A 22961-nucleotide genomic window follows, 5' to 3' on the forward strand; every position below is an offset into this window, starting at 1 on the left:
ATTTTGATTCACAAACTACTATTATTTTTTCTTCTATCTAAGAAGTTATCTCAAGTAATTTTAAAAAAGTTATCATACCACAGCGTTTATGTTACACACTGGCTATTAATTCTCCCAATGATTTATCAGCAGTCTCCCCACTATCAATCATCAGCGCTTTTTCAGAAATAATAAACGATCCGCCGACTGCTAAAACAGCAGGGCATTCAAGAAACTCGTTAACATTGTCTCTATTGATGCCGCCTGTAGGGACAAATTTTATGTCAGCAAAAGGTCCGTTCAAAGCGTTGATAGCCTTGATACCGCCATAAATATCTGCCGGGAAAAATTTGAGAACGTTTAAACCCAAAGAATTTGCCCGCATAATCTCCGTAGGCGTAACAGCACCGGGAATGACCGGGATATTTTCCTCAAGACAAAAGTTTACGATTTCTTCATCTAATCCTGGTGTCACGATAAATTTGGCCCCGTTAGCCACGGCTTCTTTGGCTGTCGCAATATTGCGCACCGTTCCGGCACCAACAATCAATTCGCCAGACTCGGATAAATCATGAATTACTTGGGAGGCCAACTCGCTGCGGTAAGTGACTTCGATAAAATGCAAATTATGCTTCAACAACACTCTCTTTGCGGTCTCCACATATTCCAAAGACGTGGCGGTGTAAAGGGGCAAAAATTTCTCTTCTTCTAATTGTTTTAATAATGCAGTCGTTTCCATATTGATTCCTCCAATTTTATTATTACCATATATGATTACAGAATATAGTCGCTGTCGGTTTTCGAGACAGTCAGGACTGAACGGATGCGTTTCATAGATTTTTGTCCTTGAGTCTCATCATGGAGCATCAAATTCACATAGATAATGTCCATGATTGTCAGATAAAGGATTCGAGAGGCTAAAGATTCAGTACGATATTTTGATTCTTCCGAATAAATCGTGAGATCTTCATCAGCCAGATGTGCCATTTCAGAATGGGGGTTTCCCGTCAAAACAATCAGCTTGGCCTCAGTTTTAGCGACGGCTTTGGCAAGATTTAAGGTTTCTACCGATTGACCGGAATGGGAAAACAGAAAAACCACGTCATCAGATGTAAGTTTTGTGGTATACATCAACTGTAAATGAAAATCCATAATATAGTTGCAACGAAAATTTGTCCGCACGAATTTCTGATAGCTGTCAAAAGCTACAACCGATGAACCGCCAATCCCAAAAAAATGAATGATTTCACTTTCGTAGAGCATTTCCAATATATGATCAAGTTTTTTCGGATTGATTTGGGGAACTAGTTTTTGCATTGCTGCAAGATTTGAATTAATGACTTTCATGGCAATTTCATAGCTGCTGTCATCGGTGGTGATATCGTTATAGGCGATCAATGACGGATCAGAAATAGTTGACGACGAATTTGCGGCAACGCTGATTTTAAAATCTTGAAAGCCATCAAATCCCATTTTTTTAACAAGCTTGAAGATAGTTGCCTGTGAGACGCCCGTTTCATCTGATAAGTTGGCAATGGTTTTTGTGACAAGATTATTTTGTATTTCTAACAAATAATCGGCAACTTTTTTTTCTGTGTCGCTTAGGAACCGATAATTGCGTCCAATCATATTTTCTAAATAATTATTGACCATTTTAACGACCTCCTTAACTATAAATATATTTTACCACTAATTACACAAAAAATAAAATTTATTTATTGAAGCCTTTACAAATAAATAAAATTTATATATAATAGCATTAACAAAAAGGAGAGGTGATTTCCATGAAAGTCGGACTGGTTGGTCTGGGGAAAATGGGACTTAATTTGGCGCTGAATGCAAAAGACGACGGATGGTCAATGATTGGGTTTGATATTAATGAACAAATACGTGAAAGTGCAGAAAAAGAAGGAATTGATGTTGTTCCATCACTAGACAGCCTAGTTGCAAGGTTGGATAAAAAGAAAGTAGTCATGATAAGTGTCCCGGCAGGAAGAATTACGAATGATTTAATCCTTGATCTTGCTTCAAAGTTAGACAAGGGAGATGTTATTATTGATGCAGGGAATGCCAACTACTGTGACAGTAAAAAAAATTATGAATTCCTTGCAGAAAAAGGGATTAATTTTCTGGATTGCGGGACTTCCGGCGGGATGGAGGGTGCCCGATACGGTGCTTGTCTGATGGTTGGCGGGGACCAGGAAGTTTTTGACGATCTTGAACCGTTGTTCAAATCTATTGCCTGCGAAGATGGTTACCTGTACACAGGAAAACCGGGTTCAGGACACTATTTAAAGATGGTTCACAACGGCATCGAATACGGCATGATGCAAGCGATTGGTGAAGGTTTTGATATTTTGCAAGCAACGCCTGAATATGATTTTGATAATGAAGCTGTCGCTAAAGTATGGAACCACGGCTCAGTAATTCGCTCATGGCTGATGGAACTTCTGGAAGAAGGGTTCGAATCAGATCCTAACCTTGAAGAAATCAGAGGGAAAATTAACGCCAGCGGAGAAGCAAAATGGACCTTGGAAGAAGCATTGAAGTTGAATATTCCCACACCTGTGATTGCTTGTTCGTTATTCGTCCGCAATGCCAGTCAAATCGAAGATAGTTTTTCTAACAAAGTAGTCGCAACACTCCGACATGGTTTTGGGGGACATGCGGTTTATCAAAAGGAGACTGAGAGTTAATGAAGAAATTGAAGATTGCCATTGTCAACTCAAGCAGTTTTGGAAAAGTTTTTCCCGGTCATCTTGATCGTTTGTTGAAGCTGGGTGAAGTAGAATACTTTACTTTTGACAGCGAAATCAATGGCAAAGAATTAGCGGAAAAACTGCATGGTTTCAATGTCATCATTGCCAGTGTCACCCCGTTTTTTGAAAAAGAATTTTTTGACAACAAAGATGAATTGTATTTAATTACGCGCCATGGCATCGGTTATAATAATGTTGACTTAAAAGAAGCGGAGAAACATGACACGATTGTTTCAATTGTACCGGCATTAGTAGAAAGAGATGCAGTAGCAGAAAATAATATCACCAATCTGCTAAATGTGATGCGGATGACTTCTCAGGCCCAACAAAGTGTCAAAGATGATTCTTGGGAAGAAAGAGCGACATTTGTGGGGCATACACTATACGGGAAAACAGTGGGAGTGATTGGTGTAGGAAACACCGGCAGCGGTGTAGCAGAAACGCTGCGTCTTGGATTCCGCTGCGAAGTCCTCGGCTGCGATCCTAACAAATCAGCGCTGGATCTTTCCCAATTTGGAGTGAAAAAAGTTTCTCTGGATGAGCTATTAGAAAGAGCAGACGTGATTTGCCTATGTGCCAGTTTGAATGAGACGAGTTTCCACATGATTGGAGCATCTGAAATCAAAAAAATGAAAGATAAAGTGTATTTGTCAAATAGTGCCCGAGGAGCTTTGGTTGAAGAGTCAGCCATTATTGACGGGTTGAAATCTGGCAAGATTGCCGGATTCGCTACAGACGTACTTGAAGTTGAGCCGGGAAGAGCCACACATCCTTACTTGGCATTTAAAAATGTCTTGGTGACACCTCATACTTCAGCTTACACAATGGAATGTTTGGAAGAGATGGGGAATAAATGTGTGACAGATTGCGAGCAATTTGTTCAAGGAATATTACCCCAGCGTTCCGTTCAGATAAAAAGTAAATACCTTGTTGAAAAGAAAGTTTAATGGCAGATGTGATAGCTACTAGAAAATGAAAGGAGAGAAAAAATGTTAAATGATTTGAAAGTGAAAGTCGGTCCACAATTTTATCACTATGCCAAAGGTGCGATTGATACATTTGTCCCGCAATTGCTAGATGAGTTTCAAGCCAAGAATATATTGATTGTTCATGGGGAAATCTCATGGAAAAAGGCAAAACCATACTTGACTTTTTTAGACGATGACAAGTATCACTTTTCCTATCATCAGTATACGGGTGAGTGTAGTTACTATGGTACCGATTTAATCAAAGAAAAAGCAGAAGCAGAAAACATTGATTTCATTGTCGGGGTAGGCGGGGGGAAACTAGCCGATTTGATCGAATATGCCGGACATGTCAGCAATATTCCCTGCGGCATCATCCCTACCATGGCAAGCAACTGTGCCCCTTGGACGCCATTATCCGTGATGTATAAGGAATCCGGTGAATCCGAAGGCAAAACAGAACACTATTTGAGACAGGCGGCATTCTTTATTACCGATCCTTATTTGGTAATCGATTCTCCTGTGGAGTATTTTGTTGCTGGTTTGGCCGATACCATCGCCAAGTGGTATGAATCTGATTTGATTTTAAGTCAGGAGGGAATGACCGAGTATCCATTTTTGAAATTAGCAAAAGAAACTTCGGTTCTGTGTAAGGAAGCAATTTTAAATCAAAGCAAACAAGCAATCGAAGACATGAAGAATCAAAAAGTCACTGACGAATTTATCAATTTATCTGAAATTGTTTTTGCGGTCGCTGGTTTGGTCGGAGGTTTAGGCGATAAATATGCGCGAAATGCAGCAGCTCATGCCATGCATGACGCCATTGCAAAATACCTGCCCCGCAGCCATGACTATCTCCATGGGGAAAAGGTCGCCTATGGTATTCTTTATCAGCTGGCTCTTGAAAACAGATGGGAGCTCATCGATGAGGTACTGCCGTTTTACCATGAGTTGAATTTACCTTGTTCTTTGGCACAAATGAATTTAACACCGCTTTCAAAAGAGGATAAAGAAAAAATCGTGGCATTTATCAATAGTAAAGAAAAGGTTCACTTGATTCCCGTTGAAGTCAATCCAATGACACTTGAAAAAGCAATAGATGATTTGGAAAGCTATAAAAAAAATAAATAAAGGTCAGGAGGAATTATTTTGGAAACATTATCAGTGGTTCAAAGCTTACTAATTGCACTATGGGTAGCTGCTGTCATGTCACGGTGGCTAGGCGGAGGGGCAACCTTGACACTTCGTTTTTCACCGATGATGACAGGGCTCATCTGCGGAATCGTCATGGGAGATGTGAAACAAGCCATGATGGTCACTGCAGCGATTCAACTAATTTATATGGGGGTATTTTCACCGGGTGGTTCAATGCCGTCAGAACCTGCCGTGGCAGCAGCAGTTGCTGTTCCTGTGGCATTGCTCGGCAGTTTGAAACCAGAAGCAGCGATTTCCGTTGCTGTTCCAGTAGGATTATTAGGCAGCTATTTATATCAATTCAGATTCTTTATAAACACATTCCTAGGGAAATATACGGATGCTGCAGTTGAAAAAATGGATGACGGTGCCATCAGGCGATCCATCATTCTCTTGCCGACATTGGCCTCATTTATTTTATTCGTTCCGTTGATTTTTATTGCACTGTATTGGGGAGCACCGGTGATTGCCGATGTTATCGCAGCTTTAGAAGGCACAGTGATACTCCACGTGCTGGAAGTTGTGGGCGGCGGTTTGGCTGCAATCGGTATTGCTACGACGATTTATGTCATTGGTCGTAAAGATTATCTGGTTTTCTTTTTCCTGGCATATTTCCTAAGTGTTATCTTTAAACCTTTAGAAATTACGATGGTTACTTATGCCATCTTGGGTACTTTAATTGCAGCTATGTTTGTTTTGGCAAAAGGTCAAGGTCAAAAAGCAGCGGCATCAGCGACAGGTAATGGTGGTTTCGATGATGACGATGATGATGATTTTTAATCAATGGATGGAGGATAAAATAAATGGCTGAAAATAATAATAATGTGATAAATTCTGGTGCACCAGAACCTATTACACAAAAAGACGTTCGCAAATCTTATTTAAAGTGGCATTTTGCTAATGAAATCCCGCACTCGTTTGAGCGTTATATCGCGCCATCATTGCTGTATGCAATGATGCCGATTCTAAGAAAACTGTATAAAGATCCCGAAAAGTTGAAAGCAGCGTACAAACGTCAACTATTGTTCTTCAATACCCAGCTGACATGGGGCGGAGGAATTATTACCGGGTTGATGGCCTCGATGGAGCAAGAGCGGGCACGTCAGGAAAATGAGAACGAAGAAATCACCATGACCGATGATTTGATGTACAATACCAAAGCCGGGCTGATGGGGGCTTTGGCTGGTATCGGAGATGCAATCGACTCAGGAACGATTCAGTATATCTTTATCGCAATTGCTGTTCCTTGGGCGCAGCAAGGCAGTGCTATGGGAGCATTATTCCCGTTTATCGGCTTTGCGTTGTATCAATTTGCCGTCGGATTGTTTTTTGCCCGTCAAGGCTTTGCTATGGGGCGTAATGCCACTAGCCTGATGGAAAGTGCGGGAATCAAGACCATGATTGACTTGTTATCCATCCTGGGATTGTTTATGATGGGGGTACTGGCAGGAAATTATGTCACAGTTAGTTCTTCGCTGAAGTTTGCGATTTCCGGACGAGAATTTGTTTTGCAGGAACTTTTGGATAAAATCGTTCCGGGAATTTTACCCCTTGCCACAGTTATGGGTGTTTACTTATACTTCAGCAGGAAAGGGCTAAAAGTCACACAAGCATTATTATGGCTGACTGGGATATTGATTCTCTTGGCTGCGATTGGAATACTATAATTGAGTTGGAAAGGATGAACGAAGATGGGTGTTGTAAATTTAGCTAGAGTTGATGAAAGATTGATTCACGGACAGGTGATGTTAACACTATCCCAACGTGCAGGTGTCAACTCGATTTTTGTTGTGGACGATGTGGTTGCAAAGGATAAATTTATGAAGGATTTATACAAGAGTGCAGGAAGCCGTACCGGCCAAAAGACGATTGTAATGACTACTGAAAAATGTAAATATTATTGGGATGAATTCAAATTTAAAGAGTACAGCTGTATTTTAGTCACGAAAACCATAGATGTTATCTATGAGCTGGTAAAGTATGGTGTACCAATGGAAGAAGTAAATGTGGGCGGAATCGCGCAAAAAGACCCGGCAAAAGATCTTCTGGTGACTAAGTCCGTTTACATGAATAAAGAGGATGCTTTAAAATTAAAAGAACTTAGGGATAACTATGGAGTGAAAGATATTTATTTCCAGGCAACTCCAGCTGCATCGAAGACATCCTTAGACGATGTGCTGGCGAAATTCAAATAAAGAAGACAGCCAAATGATTGAGAGGAAGCAGAAATGATAGAGTCAGAGCAGTTTGAAGATTGGAGAATTCGTTACGATCATGTCTATAAAAAAAGATACACTAAAGGTCAAAAACAGCGTTTCTTACGGAGTTTTACCCATGACTTGATGCTGATCCGCAAAGACGTCTCTTTGCGGAAAGACAAGCAAGATAAAAATAGTTTCCATATAGTGGTTGGAGATTTGAAAAAAGCTAAGACGGTGGTTGCTACTTATTATGATACGCCGGCTATCCATACAGGGGATTACTTTTTCTTCGACTATGAGAAACAAAAAAATGCTACAACGATTCCAATTATTGTCAATGCCGCAATTATGCTGCTGGCAGGGATACTTTTGACTTATTTTTTCAGCATTCCTCTCCTTGAAGGGGACGGATTTTCTTGGCGGACACTGCTGCTGTTTCTGGCATATTTTGTTTTCTTCTTTATTTTTGGGCGGGTGACTCAGGGGTGGCCGACTAGGAATACGACCATCCGCAATAATTCTTCATTACTATTTTTGCTGAATGATATTAGTAATCGCCCGGAGTCTGAGTTTGCTTATGTTTTTTATGATAATGGCGTGCAGGGCAGCAACAGTATTCAAAAAATTGTCAATAAACTAGATGTGACCAATCAGCAGTTGATTTTACTGGATAGTATTGGGGCAAAAGGTTTTATGACAAAAGCCACTCCCAAAAGGCAGGAAGCTAAATTAGCAAAGTCTCAAGAGGTAGTTCTAGCAGATTTACCAAAAAACACTCAAATATTTTTAGTTGCCAGCAATGAAGCGGAAAAAGCGGAAGAGCTGTATCTTAGAAAATCTGATTTAAAAACAAACGACTTGAATGAAGAAAATTATCAAGTCTTGACTAAGTATTTTTCTAATATAGAAAGAGGGAGAAATAAATGATAGGTATTGTCATCGCAACCCATGGAGGTTTAAGCGACGGTTTTAAAGATGCAGCCGAAGTGGTAGCGGGTGGAACCCAAAATATTATTACTGTTAATTTGAACGCAGGAGATGACGTGGATAATTTAGGTGTGGAAATCGGACAAGCTATTCATGAGGTCAATGATGGCGATGGCGTGATTGTTTTGACAGACCTTTTGAGCGCAAGTCCTTATAATCAAGCAATGATTGCAATAAATAAGCTGGCTTCGGATTTGCAGAATAAATTGTACATCATCTCAGGCGTTAATTTTCCGATGCTCTTGGAAGCAATCAACGCCCAGTTGATTGGTACTGACATCAGTGAAGCGGTAAAGATGGTCGTAGAGCAAGGAAAAGAAGGAATCATCAGCTGGCATGTATCAGATAATACAGTTGACGATGAGGACGATGACGATTTTTAATTTCTGCTTAATCGTTGCTGAAGAAGCCGTTCGTTTTTTATGCGGTTGTGAGAAGGGAGAGCGTGTATGAAAGAGATTCAAGCCGTTATTTTTGATATGGATGGTTTGATTTTGGATACGGAACGGGCTTACAGTGAAGGCTGGAAAAGAGGGGCTGAAAAATACCGTGTGCAGCTTTCCCAAAGTTTCATTGTGAATGCCGCCGGTCGTAGTGTGGATGACAACATTCAAGCGTTACGGGAAATAGGCATGGAAGATGAATTGATTTTTAGTATCCGCAGGGAACGGGAAGCGTATTTTTTTCAACAGCTCCACAATGGTCGAATCGAAATCAAACCCAATTTTCTTCAACTGATTAAAAAATTAAACGATAGACAAATTAAAACTGGAGTGGCAACGTCATCTTACCGCGACAGAGTGGAAAAGATTTTTTCACATTACCAGTTCGGTCATCTATTCGATACTGTCGTGACTGGTGATGAAGTTAAGAAGGTTAAACCTGCACCTGATGTGTATGATCGGGTCATTGAAAATCTATTAGTTGATAAAAAAAGAACCATTGCCCTTGAGGATTCCCTTACTGGTGCCCGGGCAGCGTCTAATTCTGGTATTCCAGTAATTATTGTGCCGGATCGAAGTAATCATTCCAATAGTTTTACTCCAGTAGATTTGCCCCATTTGATTGGGGTAAAAGATAGTCTAAGCCATGTAGAGGACTGGCTTTATTTACATGGATTGTTGTGATTGTAAAAAATATCAGTCGTCATTAAAAAAACACCCCCTGAATGTTACTGCTCAGTCGCAGACATTCAGGGGTGTTTTATTTAAAATAAGATTTAATTTCTGACCGCACTAATGATTACTTTTCGACGTAGGCATTTTTGTAGTCTCTTTTTGTTAAAGTGGCTGATTTTAATAGAGTATTACGTTATAATATCTTTTATAAACTTAAGTCACACGATAGCATGCCGATTGATAAAAATCGATGTTTTATTTTTTAGTCATTTTTGTATCTCAGTTTTTGACAGCGGTTTCTTTTTAGATGTAAATCAAATGTTTATGAAAAATTTAATGGGGTGAACTAATTGTACAGTATAGGGTTAGATATTGGAATTGCAAGTATTGGATGGTCAGTTATTGATGATTCAACTGGTAGGATTGAAGATTTAGGGGTAAGGATATTTAGTGCTCAAAATAGCGAAAATAATTTGGCAAGGCGAAATCAAAGAGGCGGAAGGCGCTTGACACGCCGACGTAAGACAAGAATAAATGATGCAAAAAAAATTCTAAAGTCGATCCAAATTATAGAAGATAGGAGTTTAAAAAATTCGAGTCCTTATGAGCTCAGGGTAAAAGGACTTGAAAAAAAGCTTTCAAAGGGAGAAATTTACAAAGTTGTTGTACATATTCTAAAAAAGCGGGGAATCAGTTATTTAGATGAAGATAACATTGATGGTTCGGAAGATATTGAAAACTATAAAACACAAGTTCAAAAAAATAAGGATTTGGAACGTGAGTTGACACCTGGACAAATTCAATTTTCTCGCCTTAAAGAAAATAAGAGAATCAAAACAGGACTTAATGCACATGGAGAATACCAACTCAATGTATTTACTGTAGGTGCCTACGCCCGAGAGCTGGAATTGATTTTAAGGAAACAGCAATCTTTCTATCCGGATATCAATGAAGAGGTGATTCAAAAGTTCGTTGGCGACGGATCTGCTGAAAATGCAGGGCTGATTTATCGCAAAAGACCTTACTACCATGGTCCGGGAAATGCGGCTAATCCTAGTCCGTATGGTCGCTGGAAAGATTATAAAATTAATGGCAAACCAGCAGAAAATATTTTTGACCAGTTGATAGGAACAGACTTACAGGGAGAACTTCGCGCCAGCAACATCAGCTTGACTGCTCAAAAATATAATCTTTTGAATGATTTGAATAATCTAGTATTACCAAGAGAAAATGAAAAAATAACCACACAGGAAAAAGAAGGAATTTTGATCGCTTTAATGGAAAATGATATCAAGGTTTTTGGTGCAACGCAGTTAGCAAAAATGATCGGTTTCAAAAAGGAGGAAATCAAAGGTTGGAGAGTGGACAGGAAAGGAAAACCAGAAATTCATTCCTTAAAATCTTATAGAGAATGGCGTAAAGTTTTCAGAGCCAACGGACTGGAGTTGAACGAAATCCCAGTGGAAGTTGTTGACAAGTTAGCAACGATCGTGACACTTAATACTGACCGTGAAGGCATTGAGAACACTTTGACAGTCGAGTTGCCTGACTTATCTGAGGAAATCAAAACAATTGTCATAGAAAATTTTAGTGTGTTAGGTAAAGCAAACAGCAATAAAGCTTGGCACAGTTTCTCAATCAAAACGCTGAATCTACTAATTCCTGAATTACTGCATACCTCAGATGAACAAAATACTATATTGGAAAGATTGCAGTTGAAAAAAAATATTCGAAATAAATATGCAGAATATCAAAGATTGCCTTTTATGGAAGTTTTGGAAGAAATTTATAATCCTACAGTTAAAACTTCTGTGAGGCAGGCGTTTAGAGTCATGAACGATCTGTTGAAAAAATATGGGAAAGACGAAATCAGCTATGTCACGGTGGAAATGCCACGAGACAAAAATGAAGATGACCAGAAGAAAACCATTAGGAATATTCAAGCTGCTAATGAACAAAGGAAAAAAGAAAGCGAGAAATATTTTTTAGAAAATTCAGGTTGGAGTCCGGCTCAATTGGAATTTGAGTTGCGCCGAAAAGGATTCGCGGCAAAATTAGGTTATTATTATGAACAGAAAGGAAGATGTGCTTACAGCGGAAAAAAAATTAGTCCAGAAGATTTGAAAACAGCCGCGACCGAAATTGACCATGTGATTCCTTTGTCTATCAGTTTAGATGATTCAATTAACAATAAGGTTCTTGTCAAGGCCAGTTCCAATCAGGAAAAAGGACAACGATCACCGTATCAAGCGTTCATGGATGGTGCTGAGTTTGGTCAGACATGGGCAGATTATCAATCTTGGGTCAATCAAACAATAAAAAAACCCCATAAAAGAAAAATATTGCTTGAGACTCGCGATGTATTTGATCCTGAGGTTCGCGAAGGGTTTATTGCCCGAAATCTAAATGATACGCGTTACTCCAGCAAGGTCATTTTAAACATACTTCAGAGCTTTTTCTATCAAAATGATACAAAGGTTAAAGTGGTCACAGGGAGCTTTACGCATACCCTTAGGAAAAAATGGGGAGATGCTTTAGAAAAAAGTAGAGAGACCCATCATCATCATGCTGTTGATGCTACCTTGTGTGCAGTGGCTCCTTTTGTAGAAATTAGTCGTTTTAAATATCATTATAGTGATGATGGAAAAAAATTCATGATCGATACAATCACCGGAGAAAAAATACCTTATCAAGAATTTAAGAAAATGAAGCCGGATGAGAGAAGAACATATATTCCGAAATGGGAGGATTTTATTAGCCAATTAGTACCATTGAATTTGCATGATAAAATAAAATTTTCGCATCAAGTAGATAAAAAGTGGAATCGAAAAATAAGTGACGCAACTCTTTATTCAACTCGTGAGGTTGAAAAAGTAGAAATCAAGCGGAACAAAGAGGTTAAAACCAATGAAACATTTATTATCGGGAAAATAGATAACATTTATACAGTACAAGGATGGAAGGATTTTAAAAAGAAAAAAGAAAAACTGTTGATGAAAGACATTGATAAAAAGACTTACAATCAGTTGTTAAACATTGCTTCGAACTATCCAGATTTTGAGGAGATAGAGGAAGTAAACGGGAAAATAAAAAAAGTGGAGCGTTCGCCATTTGAAAGATATTGCCACGAGAACAATGTTTCTGGAATACAAAAATTTTCTAGAAAAGGTAACGGACCTTTAATCAGAAGTTTGAAATATTACGAAAAAAGACTTGGAAATCACATCAACATTACTAGAGATGAGAAAGGGAAAAGAGTAGAAAAGAATAAACATAACAGAAAAACAGTTTTGCTTTCGCTCAATCCTTGGCGGACAGATGTTTACTTTAATCCAGATACTAAGCAGTATGAACTGCTTGGTCTAAAGTATAATCATCTTCAGTTTGTGAAAAATCGATATGGTATCCTGAGGAGTACTTATGAAAAACTAAAAAAAGAAGAAAGAATAGGAGAAAACAGCAAATTTTGTTTTAGTTTGTATCGGAAAGACGGGATAAAAATTGAATACGAGGAAGAAGTTTTTGAAGGACTTTTTCATTCTAGAACAACGTCCAATCGCAACTATTTTGAAGCTAAACCCGTTGATAAAAATAAATGGGATGATAAAGAAGAATTGACTATTTTTGGAAAAGTGTCGCCTTCTGGTCAATTTGTTAAGGGATTAAAAACTGGTATGAATTTAGTGAAATTCAATACTGACTGCTTGGGGAGGAGATATTACGTAACCCATGAACAGTTGAGAGACGTTATAGAAGATAAATAGAATTTTCTATTGCTAGAATGATAGGAATAAGTAGGTCTGGAGGGCTGTTTATAATTATAAAAATTATTTTGAAAAAGGTCTTTTCAACGGAGTTGTTTTATGATAATCTAAAGATGTAGTCGACGGACTGCCGTGTTCGACGGAACACGAATCTGATAATAATTTACTGATAGGAAATTATTATAGGATCTACAAAAATAAGGCTTTATGCCGAATTTATCACCCACCATCAGGTTGGGTGATTTTTTTGTAAAAATATTTTTAGAAATGAAGAGAGGTGAAACATGGGGTTTCGGACAGTATTTGTAAAAAATGGTGATTCGTTGCGATTAAAATTGGATAACCTAGAGATATATAAAAAGGGGGAAACCTTTAGTATTCCATTGCCTGATATTGAAAGCGTTATCCTTGAAGGCGGTGATACGGTTATAACAAACAGAATTTTGGCAAGATTAGCTCAGTATCATATTGATGTAATTGTTTGTGATAATAAATATATGCCAGCCGGGGTTTATTTAGGCATGGGTCAATATCATCGGAGTGCCAAACGAGCTCTTTGGCAAAGTAGCTGGGATGAAAATTTGAAAAAAGAAGCTTGGACCAGAATTGTAAGTCAAAAAATAATGAATCAGATTATGTTTGCCAGTTATCAGGGAATTGAAGACGAACGTTTGATTAATTTAAAAGATTTATGTGAAGGAATACTTCCCGGAGACGAATCCAATCGTGAAGGACATGTAGCAAAAGTTTATTTCAATTCTTTGTATGGTTTTGGGTTTACGAGGGAAGAAGATTGTTTTCCAAATGCGTGTATGGATTACGGTTATGCGATTATTCGTGCACAAATGGCTAGATGTGTTGTTTCACTTGGATTACTGCCCATGTTGGGTGTTTTTCATAAAAATGAGTATAATGCATTTAACTTGATTGATGATCTGATGGAACCATTTAGACCATTAATGGATTACTATATCCACGAGACTGTTTTGAAAGAAAAAGAACAGTATTTGACATACGAAAAGCGATTAACTTTAATTGATTTTTTAAATCAAAAAATAAAAGTCAAAAATAAAAAAATATATATCAATCAGGCAATGACGGAGTTTGTATCATCTTTTATAAAAGCAATGGAAATGAAAAACTTTGATCATTTACACGAAATATCATTCAGTGGTTTTTTGGAGTGTGATAGAAAGTGAGTTATGAAAGAGTGAGATTAATATGTATGTTTGATTTGCCGAGCGAGACAAAACGGGAGCAGAGGGAATATCGAATTTTTCGGAAACATTTAATAGAAAATGGTTTTGTCATGTTGCAATATTCTATTTATTACCGAAGTTTGCCTAACCGCAGTGCACTTAAAAAATATGAAACGATCCTAAAAGCCAAGATACCAAAAGTTGGAAATATCAGATTGCTATACGTTTCGGAAACCCAGTTTGAAGATATGATTTTGCTTGCTGGCAACCGAAGTCGTCAAGAAGAAATAGTTGGAATTAAAAGACTGGTGGTAATTTGATGGCAGAATTGAGGGTTGAATATGAAAATGGAAAATTTATTACTCTTGATCTTCAAGACTATTTATTTTTTTATGGTGGTCAAAATGCATGGAAACGGAAAATTATTCGAACGCTTAAACGTTTTTCCCATATAAAATCTCTAAATGAATTAGAAGAGATGGTTTATGGCGAAAATGGAATTGAAATTTATTATGATGGTAAGTTGCTAGATGCAAAGAATATAGCTCTTTATTTTCTTGAGGATAATACCAGTATATTTAATCAGTTGACATGTTTAAAAAATACTCTGATGTACGAAGAGTTAGAAAATTTGCAAAGTAATTTTGAGGTAGCAAAGCAAATGGAGCAGATTAATGAGGATATTCTTTGCCTTGAAACGATTATCAGTAAGCGTATTGGCTGCTATTCCAATAATATTACCAGCACTTTAAGTCCGCTTAATTTTTCGGATTTATTAAAAAGGCATCTGACATTGAAGTATATGGATGATAACATGGATTATCCTTTATCAATGATGAATTCGAGTGAATTACTTGATGAGTTCATATATTTGGTTAGAGAAAAAATTAGAAGGGAGGAGCGCACTATTTGGGTCGTGTTGGCAAATCCGGAAAGCTTTTTGGAACGAAAGGATATTTGCTATCTATTTTGTCAATTTCACGATATAGCCACTGAAACTAAACAGCTTCAATTTTTTGTTTTCAGTAATTCTAGCTTGGCGCTTGAATATACAACTGAAGATATCCATAAAACAGTTTTATTATTTGAAGAATATCAACAATTACCAAACTTTGACATTTTCAGAGAAAGTATTGAAAGAAATTATCCCGATAAATTTTCTTTAGATGATTGGCAATTGGTTTCCTCATTTTATCGAGTTTGTAATTTCATTGGTGAGTCTAGAAGCGATATTTACATTAGTTCCAAGGATATGGTACTATTACGTGTGATGAAAGAATTGTTGCAGGATGAAAGTAGGATTGAGACGTCATTCCAGCCTCTCACCCAGTTAGAGAAACAATTCTTAAAAGATTGGTAAAACCAGTGTAAGTTAAATTTGAGTTTTTGTACCCTATATAATTTCCTATCAGTAAAACCTAGTGTCTTCCTTTTGTTTCAATCTACTTGTTTTTGTACCCTATATAATTTCCTATCAGTAAAACAACATTGTGTTAGAGGGAGCTGGCATACAGGTTTTTGTACCCTATATAATTTCCTATCAGTAAAACTAACATACTTACTGCTACCATCAAACCGAAGTTTTTGTACCCTATATAATTTCCTATCAGTAAAACTAACCATGAAACAATGAAATCACCATCAAAGTTTTTGTACCCTATATAATTTCCTATCAGTAAAACCAGTGCCGTTGAAAAAGTTTTACGTGAAGCGTTTTTGTACCCTATATAATTTCCTATCAGTAAAACCTTGATGCCCGCTATCCGTAGAGTAAGCGGTTTTTGTACCCTATATAATTTCCTATCAGTAAAACAGAATGAGATTGAACAATTCAAGCTAGCTTGTTTTTGTACCCTATATAATTTCCTATCAGTAAAACGCCGATCAATTTATCTGAATTTATTCACAGTTTTTGTACCCTATATAATTTCCTATCAGTAAAACACGAATTAATAAGACTTGGGATCACCGATGTTTTTGTACCCTATATAATTTCCTATCAGTAAAACTGTCGTGCGGTTTACTTTAAAAGTCGGCGAGTTTTTGTACCCTATATAATTTCCTATCAGTAAAACTCTGGAGAGTAATATTTTAACGCAGGCATAGTTTTTGTACCCTATATAATTTCCTATCAGTAAAACTTCTGTGAAACATTTTGAGTGTTCCACGTGGTTTTTGTACCCTATATAATTTCCTATCAGTAAAACCAAACCTCAGACCAAAGGGACTCGGTCTAGTTTTTGTACCCTATATAATTTCCTATCAGTAAAACATTCAATCAACTATGTTAAAATTAACTTACGTTTTTGTACCCTATATAATTTCCTATCAGTAAAACATGTATCAGGTAGATGCAGGTTAGTCGAGGGTTTTTGTACCCTATATAATTTCCTATCAGTAAAACGGAGGATAGATGTAACGTTCTTTGACAACTGTTTTTGTACCCTATATAATTTCCTATCAGTAAAACTGCTCTGTTGATTGAGTGGTGCTTTATTGAGTTTTTGTACCCTATATAATTTCCTATCAGTAAAACCGATTTGATAAAATTGTCGACTATCACGGCTACGCTAATGGCCTTCATGAATTTTATTTTAAAATCTTTATGGAGAGCCCTTTGGCTGAAATCTAAAAAATGCGTGCGGATGTGAGATCCGCACGCATTTTTCTGTTTTCTTACTTCGCTGTCAGCTTCAGGAAAAACATTTGTATTTGTTGCCGGATAGAATGCAGTTTAAAGCAATTAGTCATATATAAATAGTTAAGTTAATAAATGTTGACTGACACATAAACCGCAAGCAGCAACTGCACCGTTTGTTACATGATATTTTTTCAGTTTAAGCTGTTGTTTTTTCTCTTTAGCCAGCAAGGTAACTTGTTTATCCATATGTTCTTTTAATAAAGCCAGCAATTGTGGTTCATTGAAGAGCCGGCCATGGATGAGCATTTTATTGGAATCAATCATCATTGAAACATTGTTGATGGTAATCGACAAATATTTGATTGCATTATGGAGAATATTGATGACTCCTTCATCTCCAAGTTGGTAGGCTTTGAGTATTTTTTCTATGGAAACATCTTCTCTGGATGAGCTCAACTGCCGTAAATAGGTTGACTCAGAATTGTCAAACAGTATTTGTGATTTTTTGATAATCCATGCTTCGCTGGCATAAGTTTGCAGACACCCTCTTCTGCCGCATTCGCATAATTCCCCCTCAGGATGTACGATAATATGTCCGATTTCACCCACAAGGATATTTTCTGTTCCGTACAGCTGTCCCTGATAAATACTGGAGCAAAACATTCCCCGGGAAACATGGAGAAAAGTAAAATTTTCATCGTGGGAATTTTCCCCAAATAATCTTTCGGTTATCGCCATACATTCCACATTGTTTTCAAAATAAATAGGTATTTCAAATGCTTCTATCATTTTTTTAAAATGAAATTTTTTCCAAAATGGATTATTGGTTTGAATGCTCTGATTTCCCTCATCAAAGTGACCAGGCAATGCAATGCCGATTGCGCTAGGTTGATAAGCGCGGCACTCCTGCAAAAAAGTTTGAGTTTCTTTATACAAATTTTCTTCATTTACCACATCAGGGAATGATTTTGTCTGAAATTCATTTTTCTCATATATTTTTCCTAGATTATCGCAAAGAACAAGAGACAGAAATTTTTCTGATAATTCGATGCCTATGTAAAAACTATGCCCTCCAGAAATGTCCAGAAGTATTTTTTTTCTTCCAGATCTTACTTCCTTTGGATTTTCTTCCCCAAGTTCATAAATTAGTTTTTCTTCAATCATATCGGCAGTGATATCACTGACAGTTGCTGGTGTAATACCCGTTTGTTGAGAAATATCAATTCTCGAAAGAGGTCCTTTGGCGTATATTTTATCCAATACTTTTATTCTTCTGTCATGCTGAATTTTGGTTATTTTCATCTTTTTCCCTCGCTTGTCTTCATCATAGACATTATAACATATTGGTTATTTTATATAAACAACTATTTAATTAAAATGATTTGTATGTGTTGACAAATTATAAAAAATTATTTATTATGTAATTAATAACTAAATAGAATTAAATAATAAAAAACAAACGTTTTATTCTTTTATTTAATTATTAAATATAAACAAAAGGAGAGAGGCAGATGGTTAAAAGATTAATTAGTGCAAATGCTTCTGATATTTTGCAAATGACAGCTGCTGAGTTAAAACAAAGTATCAAAGCCAGTGAAGGTCGTGTGATTGCATCTGAAAATGTGGTGCCGCGGGAGTCTTTTATTGGAGATGTAACCAATGCCGAGATTGCAAGAGCATTTGGTGCGGACTTGATACTATTGAATGGTTTGGATATTTTGAAACCGGTTATTTTTGGTCTTCCCGAAACCGAGCACTCTTTTGTTGATGAGTTGCACAGACTTGTCGGCCGTCCAATCGGTGTCAACTTAGAACCTGTGGATGAAGAGACCGAAATGGCAGAAGATCGCTTGGAAATTGCTGAGGGGCGAAAAGCAAACGAAAAAACGATTAAAGAACTGGAAAAATTAAACTTCGATTTTGTTTGTCTGACAGGAAATCCGGGAACTGGGGTAAGTAATCAACAAATTATAAAAACTATTGGCATCGTCAAGGAGTTTTTCTCGGGTTTAATCATTGCCGGGAAAATGCATGGTGCTGGAGCTTCTGAAAAAATAATAGACCTCGAAACAGTGGAAGCATTTATTGAGGCTGGAGCAGATGTGATTTTAGTGCCAGCGGTTGGAACGGTTCCAGGATTTGATGAAGAAGATTTAAAAGCAGTCGTTAAAAAAGCACATGAAAAAGACACGTTAGTAATGACTGCAATCGGCACAAGTCAGGAAAGTTCTGATCAAGACACTATCAAACAGTTGGGGATTCGGAACAAAATTTGTGGAGTAGACATACAGCATATTGGTGATGCCGGTTATGGCGGTTTAGCACCAGTGGAAAATATTTTTGCTTTAAGCAAAGCGTTGAGAGGTATGAGACACACGGTTTCCATGATGGCAAGGTCAATCAACAGATAGCTGACAGACTCAAAAGAATAATTTAGGAGGTAGGAAAATGAATAAAATCAATAAGTTTTTAGAACAAAAAATGCTGCCGGTTGCAGCAAAACTGGGTGCTAATAAGTTCTTAGTTGCTATTCGTGATGGTATCACGCTAGCTATGCCGTTGATTATCATCGGTTCATTATTTATGGTGATTGCCAGTTTCCCGGCACCAGGCTGGGAAGGTTGGTTGGGAGATGTTGGGATTTCTCAGTATCTATGGAAAGGTGTTGACAGTAGTTTCGGATTAATTGGTTTGGTTGCTAGTTTTGGAATCGCTCATAGCTTGGCCAACCAATTTAAAGTGGATGGTATCGGTTCAGGTATTATTTCTTTATCTGCTTTTATCACAGTGACACCGTTTATTTCATCTGATGCTGGTGCTGGCATGCCTACCGGTTACATGGCAGCAAAAGGATTATTTATTGCAATTGTTTTAGGTTTATTGAACGGCTATATTTACCAGTGGTTTGTGAATCGTAATATTATTATTAAATTACCGGACACTGTTCCGCCAGCAGTTTCAAAAAGTTTTAGTGCGATTATTCCGGGTGCAGTCATCATTACCTCCTGGTTAGTTATTTTTGCTCTGTTGGATAAATTCTCTTTGCCTAATCTTCATGAAATTGCCGCAGTCGTACTTGGGAAACCTTTAGGCTTGTTAGGTAATAATATTTTTGGAACGATGATTGTGGTAGGTTTGAATAGTTTGTTCTGGTTTGTAGGGATTCACGGAGGAAATGTTGTTAACTCAGTGATGCAGCCGATTTGGCTAGCTAATATCGATGCTAACCGGGAGGCATATCAAGCGGGAGAAGCTCTTCCTCATATTTTCACCGTATCTTTTATGGATAATCTAGTCTATATCGGTGGAGGCGGTGCAACGCTAGGTCTGGTTTTGGTATTAGGCTATCTTGCCCGCAAGAAAAAAACCAGTCAACAGACAAAAGTTTTAGCACCACTGACAGTTGTTCCCGGTTTGTTTAATATCAATGAACCTACTATGTTTGGTTTGCCTGTCGTATTGAATGTGATGCTGATTATTCCGTTTGTTTTGGCACCAATGATTAATGTTGTGGTGGCATACTTATCAATGGCATCAGGACTGGTTCCGCTGACTAAGACAGTGGCTACTTGGACTATGCCTCCCATCATCAGCGGTTTTCTGATTACAGGAAGTATTAGGGGCTCGATTTTACAAGTTGTATTGATTATTTTGGACGTGCTGCTGTACTTGCCTTTCTTCGTAGCAGTTGAGAAACGATTCAAAGCCGAAGAAATTGGCGAAATGTAAGAATAACTTCTGGTCTAGCTTCACAACTAGTCCGGAAGTTTTTTTGCGTTGTTGGCTCATGAATATTTTGAATTGATTTCAGCGCCTTTCGTCATTCTCGGGTTCATATAATGAAAGAGAAATTTTGAGAAGTAAGCAAAAAGTCAAAGAGCTACAAAAAAATTCTATTAGTTAGTTATTTAAGTCATATTTATAAAGCCGTTGATTTATCAAACATCAATGGTTTTTTTGAGTTGAGGAATCAGTCCGTTTCTATTGTGATACAACGAGCTTAGATGTAAGAATCGTAATCATTTCTGTTTTGGCAGATTACTTGCAATCCCCGTGGAAAGAGCTATAATTAATATATGAATAGTTGTTCATGTATTGAGAATGATTATTGATTAGAAATAAATAGAAAAGGAGAGAATAAAAATGGAGCAAACAACTTATAATAAACAAGCTCAACAAGAATGCAGTTCTGAAAATGGCCGCCGTTGCGGACACAGCCACGGAGATGGCCACGAACATGGAAAATTACCTGTGGTTTTATATTTTATTGGATTGGCTGTTTTCATCGCTGCACTATTTTTAGAAGAAAAAAGTTTGATTCAAAATATTTTATATCTGACTGCGATGATTATGACCGGTTATCATATTACTGCAGAAGGTTTTTCGGATACTTATCACCACACAAAGGAGAAGAAAAAGTTTAGTCCGAATGTTCATATTTTGATGACTTTAGCTGCAGTGGGCGCAATGTTTATTGGAGATTTTTTTGAAGGTTCTCTTCTGATTTTGATTTTTGCCAGCTCTCACTTCCTTGAAGACTATGCGGAAGGCAAAAGCAAACGTGAGATTTCCAATTTGATGAAAATGAATCCAACAGAGGCTCGTCTCTTGGATGATGCCGGGAAAACAACCATAGTTCCCGTTGAAGAATTAAAAATCGGTGATCACCTGCAAGTATTGAATGGGGATCAAGTCCCCACAGATGGTGTGATTATTTCCGGTATAAGTTCGATTGATGAATCTTCTATCAGCGGAGAAAGTATACCAAGAGAAAAATCGACAGGAGATGAAGTTTTCGGCAGCACGATTAATGGAACCGGGAGTTTTGTCATGGAAGTCACCAAGGACAGTACAGACACCCTTTTTGCAAAAATTATTGATTTAGTAAATCAATCCCAAAGTAATCAATCAAAAACTGCTACTAAAATTCAAAAGCTGGAACCGGTGTATGTGAACACTGTTTTAATTATCGTGCCTTTGTTCATCTTGCTTGGCGGAACAGTTTTGAGTTGGTCATGGTATGAAAGTTTCTATAAAGGGATGGTCTTCCTGACGGTTGCTTCTCCTTGTGCGTTGGCAGCCAGTGCAGTGCCGGCCACATTATCAGCGATTTCCAATTTAGCTAAAAAAGGTGTTTTGTTTAAAGGCGGCTCTTTTCTTGCAAACTTTTCCGGTATTCAGGCGATTGCTTTTGATAAAACCGGCACATTGACAAAAGGCGAACCGAAAGTTACAGATGTTTATTTTATTGATGAAGTCGATGAACAAGCTACTGTCAATGTGATTGTTGCAATGGAAAATCAAGCCAACCACCCTCTGGCCCATGCGATTTTAGAAAACTTTGAAGCGGATGAGTACTTAAATCTTGAAGTTGAGAACATGATCGGCAGAGGATTGATTGCGAAACACTTTGATGATGAATATGAAATCGGCAAACCTTCCGGCTTTAAAAACGTTCCGGAAGAAATTGCCGCCCACAATAACCAATATGCTGAAGAAGGAAAAACTGTGGTGTATGTGGCGAAAAACAATGAAGTGGTCGGATTGATCGCCATGATGGATGTGCCCAATGAATTTGCCAAAGGGGTCATCAGTTATTTGAAAGACCAAGGAATCCATACTGTCATGATTACCGGAGACTCTGAAAAAACAGGCCGGGCAGTGGGAGATTTGGTAGGTATTGATGAAGTGGTGGGCAATGTCTTGCCGGAGAACAAATCAATTATTGTCAACCAGCTGAAAAAACAATACGGTCTGGTAGCCATGCTCGGAGACGGGGTCAATGATGCGCCGGCTATCGTTGAATCTGATATCGGTATTGCCATGGGTGAGGGAACAGATGTCGCCATGGATGTGGCAGACGCCGTTTTGATGCAGAATGATTTGCGAAATTTAGCCTATACTCATAAAGTGTCCAAGAAATTAGACAAAGTTGTCTGGCAAAATATTTTCTTTGCGATGACCGTGGTCGTAGTCCTTGTAGTCTTGAACCTGATTGGTAAAATGAATTTGCCGATAGGTGTCTTGTTCCATGAAGGAAGTACTGTTGTGGTCATACTGAACGGGCTGAGATTGTTGGCACCGATTAGACAACCTAAAAATTAAAAAAAAGCAGTTTGATAGGAGAGTGTAAGTCAATCTCTGAAGTATCGAA

Annotated in this window: 19 protein-coding genes and 1 CRISPR repeat array; of the genes, 16 read left to right on the forward strand and 3 right to left on the reverse strand. The window is 37.8% G+C overall.

Annotated elements, in window-relative coordinates; translation table 11 throughout:
• Positions 1–91: 91 nt before the first annotated feature.
• Entirely contained in the window at positions 92–718 is a 627-nt protein-coding gene (locus AC4PHI_RS03200; RefSeq protein ID WP_492200879.1) for a bifunctional 4-hydroxy-2-oxoglutarate aldolase/2-dehydro-3-deoxy-phosphogluconate aldolase, read from the reverse strand.
• A 35-nt stretch (positions 719–753) separates the two neighbouring features.
• Entirely contained in the window at positions 754–1632 is an 879-nt protein-coding gene (locus AC4PHI_RS03205; protein WP_492200880.1) for a MurR/RpiR family transcriptional regulator, read from the reverse strand.
• Positions 1633–1763: 131 nt separating this feature from the next.
• Between AC4PHI_RS03205 and gnd the strand changes: the two genes are divergently transcribed.
• From gnd to AC4PHI_RS03270, 13 genes are all read left to right on the forward strand, one after another.
• Positions 1764–2675, forward strand: coding sequence for a phosphogluconate dehydrogenase (NAD(+)-dependent, decarboxylating) (gene gnd / locus AC4PHI_RS03210; RefSeq protein WP_492200881.1), 912 nt, complete (start codon positions 1764–1766; stop codon positions 2673–2675).
• Entirely contained in the window at positions 2675–3685 is a 1011-nt protein-coding gene (locus AC4PHI_RS03215) for a D-isomer specific 2-hydroxyacid dehydrogenase family protein (RefSeq protein WP_492200882.1), read from the forward strand. Before gnd ends, AC4PHI_RS03215 begins: the two co-directional genes overlap by 1 nt.
• Positions 3686–3727: 42 nt before the next feature.
• Positions 3728–4834, forward strand: a complete 1107-nt coding sequence (locus AC4PHI_RS03220; RefSeq protein WP_492200883.1) for an iron-containing alcohol dehydrogenase family protein — start codon at positions 3728–3730, stop codon at positions 4832–4834.
• Between the two features lie 18 nt (positions 4835–4852).
• Positions 4853–5677 carry a PTS mannose/fructose/sorbose/N-acetylgalactosamine transporter subunit IIC gene (locus AC4PHI_RS03225; protein WP_492200884.1) on the forward strand — a complete coding sequence of 275 codons (825 nt, stop codon included), beginning with the start codon at positions 4853–4855 and terminating at the stop codon, positions 5675–5677.
• 23 nt (positions 5678–5700) lie between these two features.
• Complete coding sequence (locus tag AC4PHI_RS03230) at positions 5701–6564, forward strand: PTS system mannose/fructose/sorbose family transporter subunit IID (protein ID WP_492200885.1); 864 nt, start codon at positions 5701–5703, stop codon at positions 6562–6564.
• Between the two features lie 24 nt (positions 6565–6588).
• The gene (locus tag AC4PHI_RS03235) at positions 6589–7092 is read left to right on the forward strand and encodes a PTS sugar transporter subunit IIB (protein ID WP_492200886.1); all 504 of its coding nucleotides are present in this window, start codon (positions 6589–6591) and stop codon (positions 7090–7092) included.
• A 33-nt stretch (positions 7093–7125) separates the two neighbouring features.
• Complete coding sequence (locus AC4PHI_RS03240) at positions 7126–8025, forward strand: hypothetical protein (RefSeq protein ID WP_492200887.1); 900 nt, start codon at positions 7126–7128, stop codon at positions 8023–8025.
• On the forward strand, positions 8022–8468 hold the full coding sequence (locus AC4PHI_RS03245; protein WP_492200888.1) for a PTS sugar transporter subunit IIA: 447 nt from the start codon (positions 8022–8024) through the stop codon (positions 8466–8468). Before AC4PHI_RS03240 ends, AC4PHI_RS03245 begins: the two co-directional genes overlap by 4 nt.
• A gap of 66 nt (positions 8469–8534) precedes the next feature.
• Positions 8535–9212 (forward strand): HAD family hydrolase, encoded by a 678-nt coding sequence (locus AC4PHI_RS03250; RefSeq protein ID WP_492200889.1) that lies wholly within the window; start codon positions 8535–8537, stop codon positions 9210–9212.
• A 341-nt stretch (positions 9213–9553) separates the two neighbouring features.
• Complete coding sequence (gene cas9 / locus AC4PHI_RS03255) at positions 9554–12967, forward strand: type II CRISPR RNA-guided endonuclease Cas9 (RefSeq protein ID WP_492200890.1); 3414 nt, start codon at positions 9554–9556, stop codon at positions 12965–12967.
• Positions 12968–13251: 284 nt separating this feature from the next.
• A complete protein-coding gene (gene cas1, locus AC4PHI_RS03260) occupies positions 13252–14166 on the forward strand; it encodes a type II CRISPR-associated endonuclease Cas1 (RefSeq protein ID WP_492200891.1) in 915 nt (304 codons plus the stop codon).
• A gap of 26 nt (positions 14167–14192) precedes the next feature.
• Positions 14193–14486, forward strand: a complete 294-nt coding sequence (cas2, locus tag AC4PHI_RS03265; protein WP_492201527.1) for a CRISPR-associated endonuclease Cas2 — start codon at positions 14193–14195, stop codon at positions 14484–14486.
• Positions 14486–15526: a P-loop NTPase family protein gene (locus AC4PHI_RS03270; RefSeq protein ID WP_492200892.1), complete on the forward strand. Its 1041-nt coding sequence runs from the start codon at positions 14486–14488 to the stop codon at positions 15524–15526. The genes cas2 and AC4PHI_RS03270 overlap by 1 nt, the downstream gene beginning before the upstream one ends.
• Before the next feature lie 22 nt (positions 15527–15548).
• Positions 15549–16702: direct repeats of the CRISPR family, unit length 36 nt; unit sequence GTTTTTGTACCCTATATAATTTCCTATCAGTAAAAC.
• A 225-nt stretch (positions 16703–16927) separates the two neighbouring features.
• Here AC4PHI_RS03270 and AC4PHI_RS03275 read toward each other — a convergent pair.
• Complete coding sequence (locus AC4PHI_RS03275; protein WP_492200893.1) at positions 16928–18109, reverse strand: ROK family transcriptional regulator; 1182 nt, start codon at positions 18107–18109, stop codon at positions 16928–16930.
• A 209-nt stretch (positions 18110–18318) separates the two neighbouring features.
• Between AC4PHI_RS03275 and AC4PHI_RS03280 the strand changes: the two genes are divergently transcribed.
• The 3 genes from AC4PHI_RS03280 to AC4PHI_RS03290 all read left to right on the forward strand — a co-directional run bounded on the left by AC4PHI_RS03280 (position 18319) and on the right by AC4PHI_RS03290 (position 22912).
• The gene (locus AC4PHI_RS03280) at positions 18319–19218 is read left to right on the forward strand and encodes a DUF7916 family protein (RefSeq protein WP_492200894.1); all 900 of its coding nucleotides are present in this window, start codon (positions 18319–18321) and stop codon (positions 19216–19218) included.
• A 37-nt stretch (positions 19219–19255) separates the two neighbouring features.
• Entirely contained in the window at positions 19256–20536 is a 1281-nt protein-coding gene (locus tag AC4PHI_RS03285; RefSeq protein ID WP_492200895.1) for a PTS sugar transporter subunit IIC, read from the forward strand.
• A 414-nt stretch (positions 20537–20950) separates the two neighbouring features.
• The gene (locus AC4PHI_RS03290) at positions 20951–22912 is read left to right on the forward strand and encodes a heavy metal translocating P-type ATPase (protein ID WP_492200896.1); all 1962 of its coding nucleotides are present in this window, start codon (positions 20951–20953) and stop codon (positions 22910–22912) included.
• The last annotated feature ends 49 nt before the right edge of the window (positions 22913–22961 follow it).

It is taken from the genome of Vagococcus sp. QWL-13 (genome assembly GCF_058683555.1).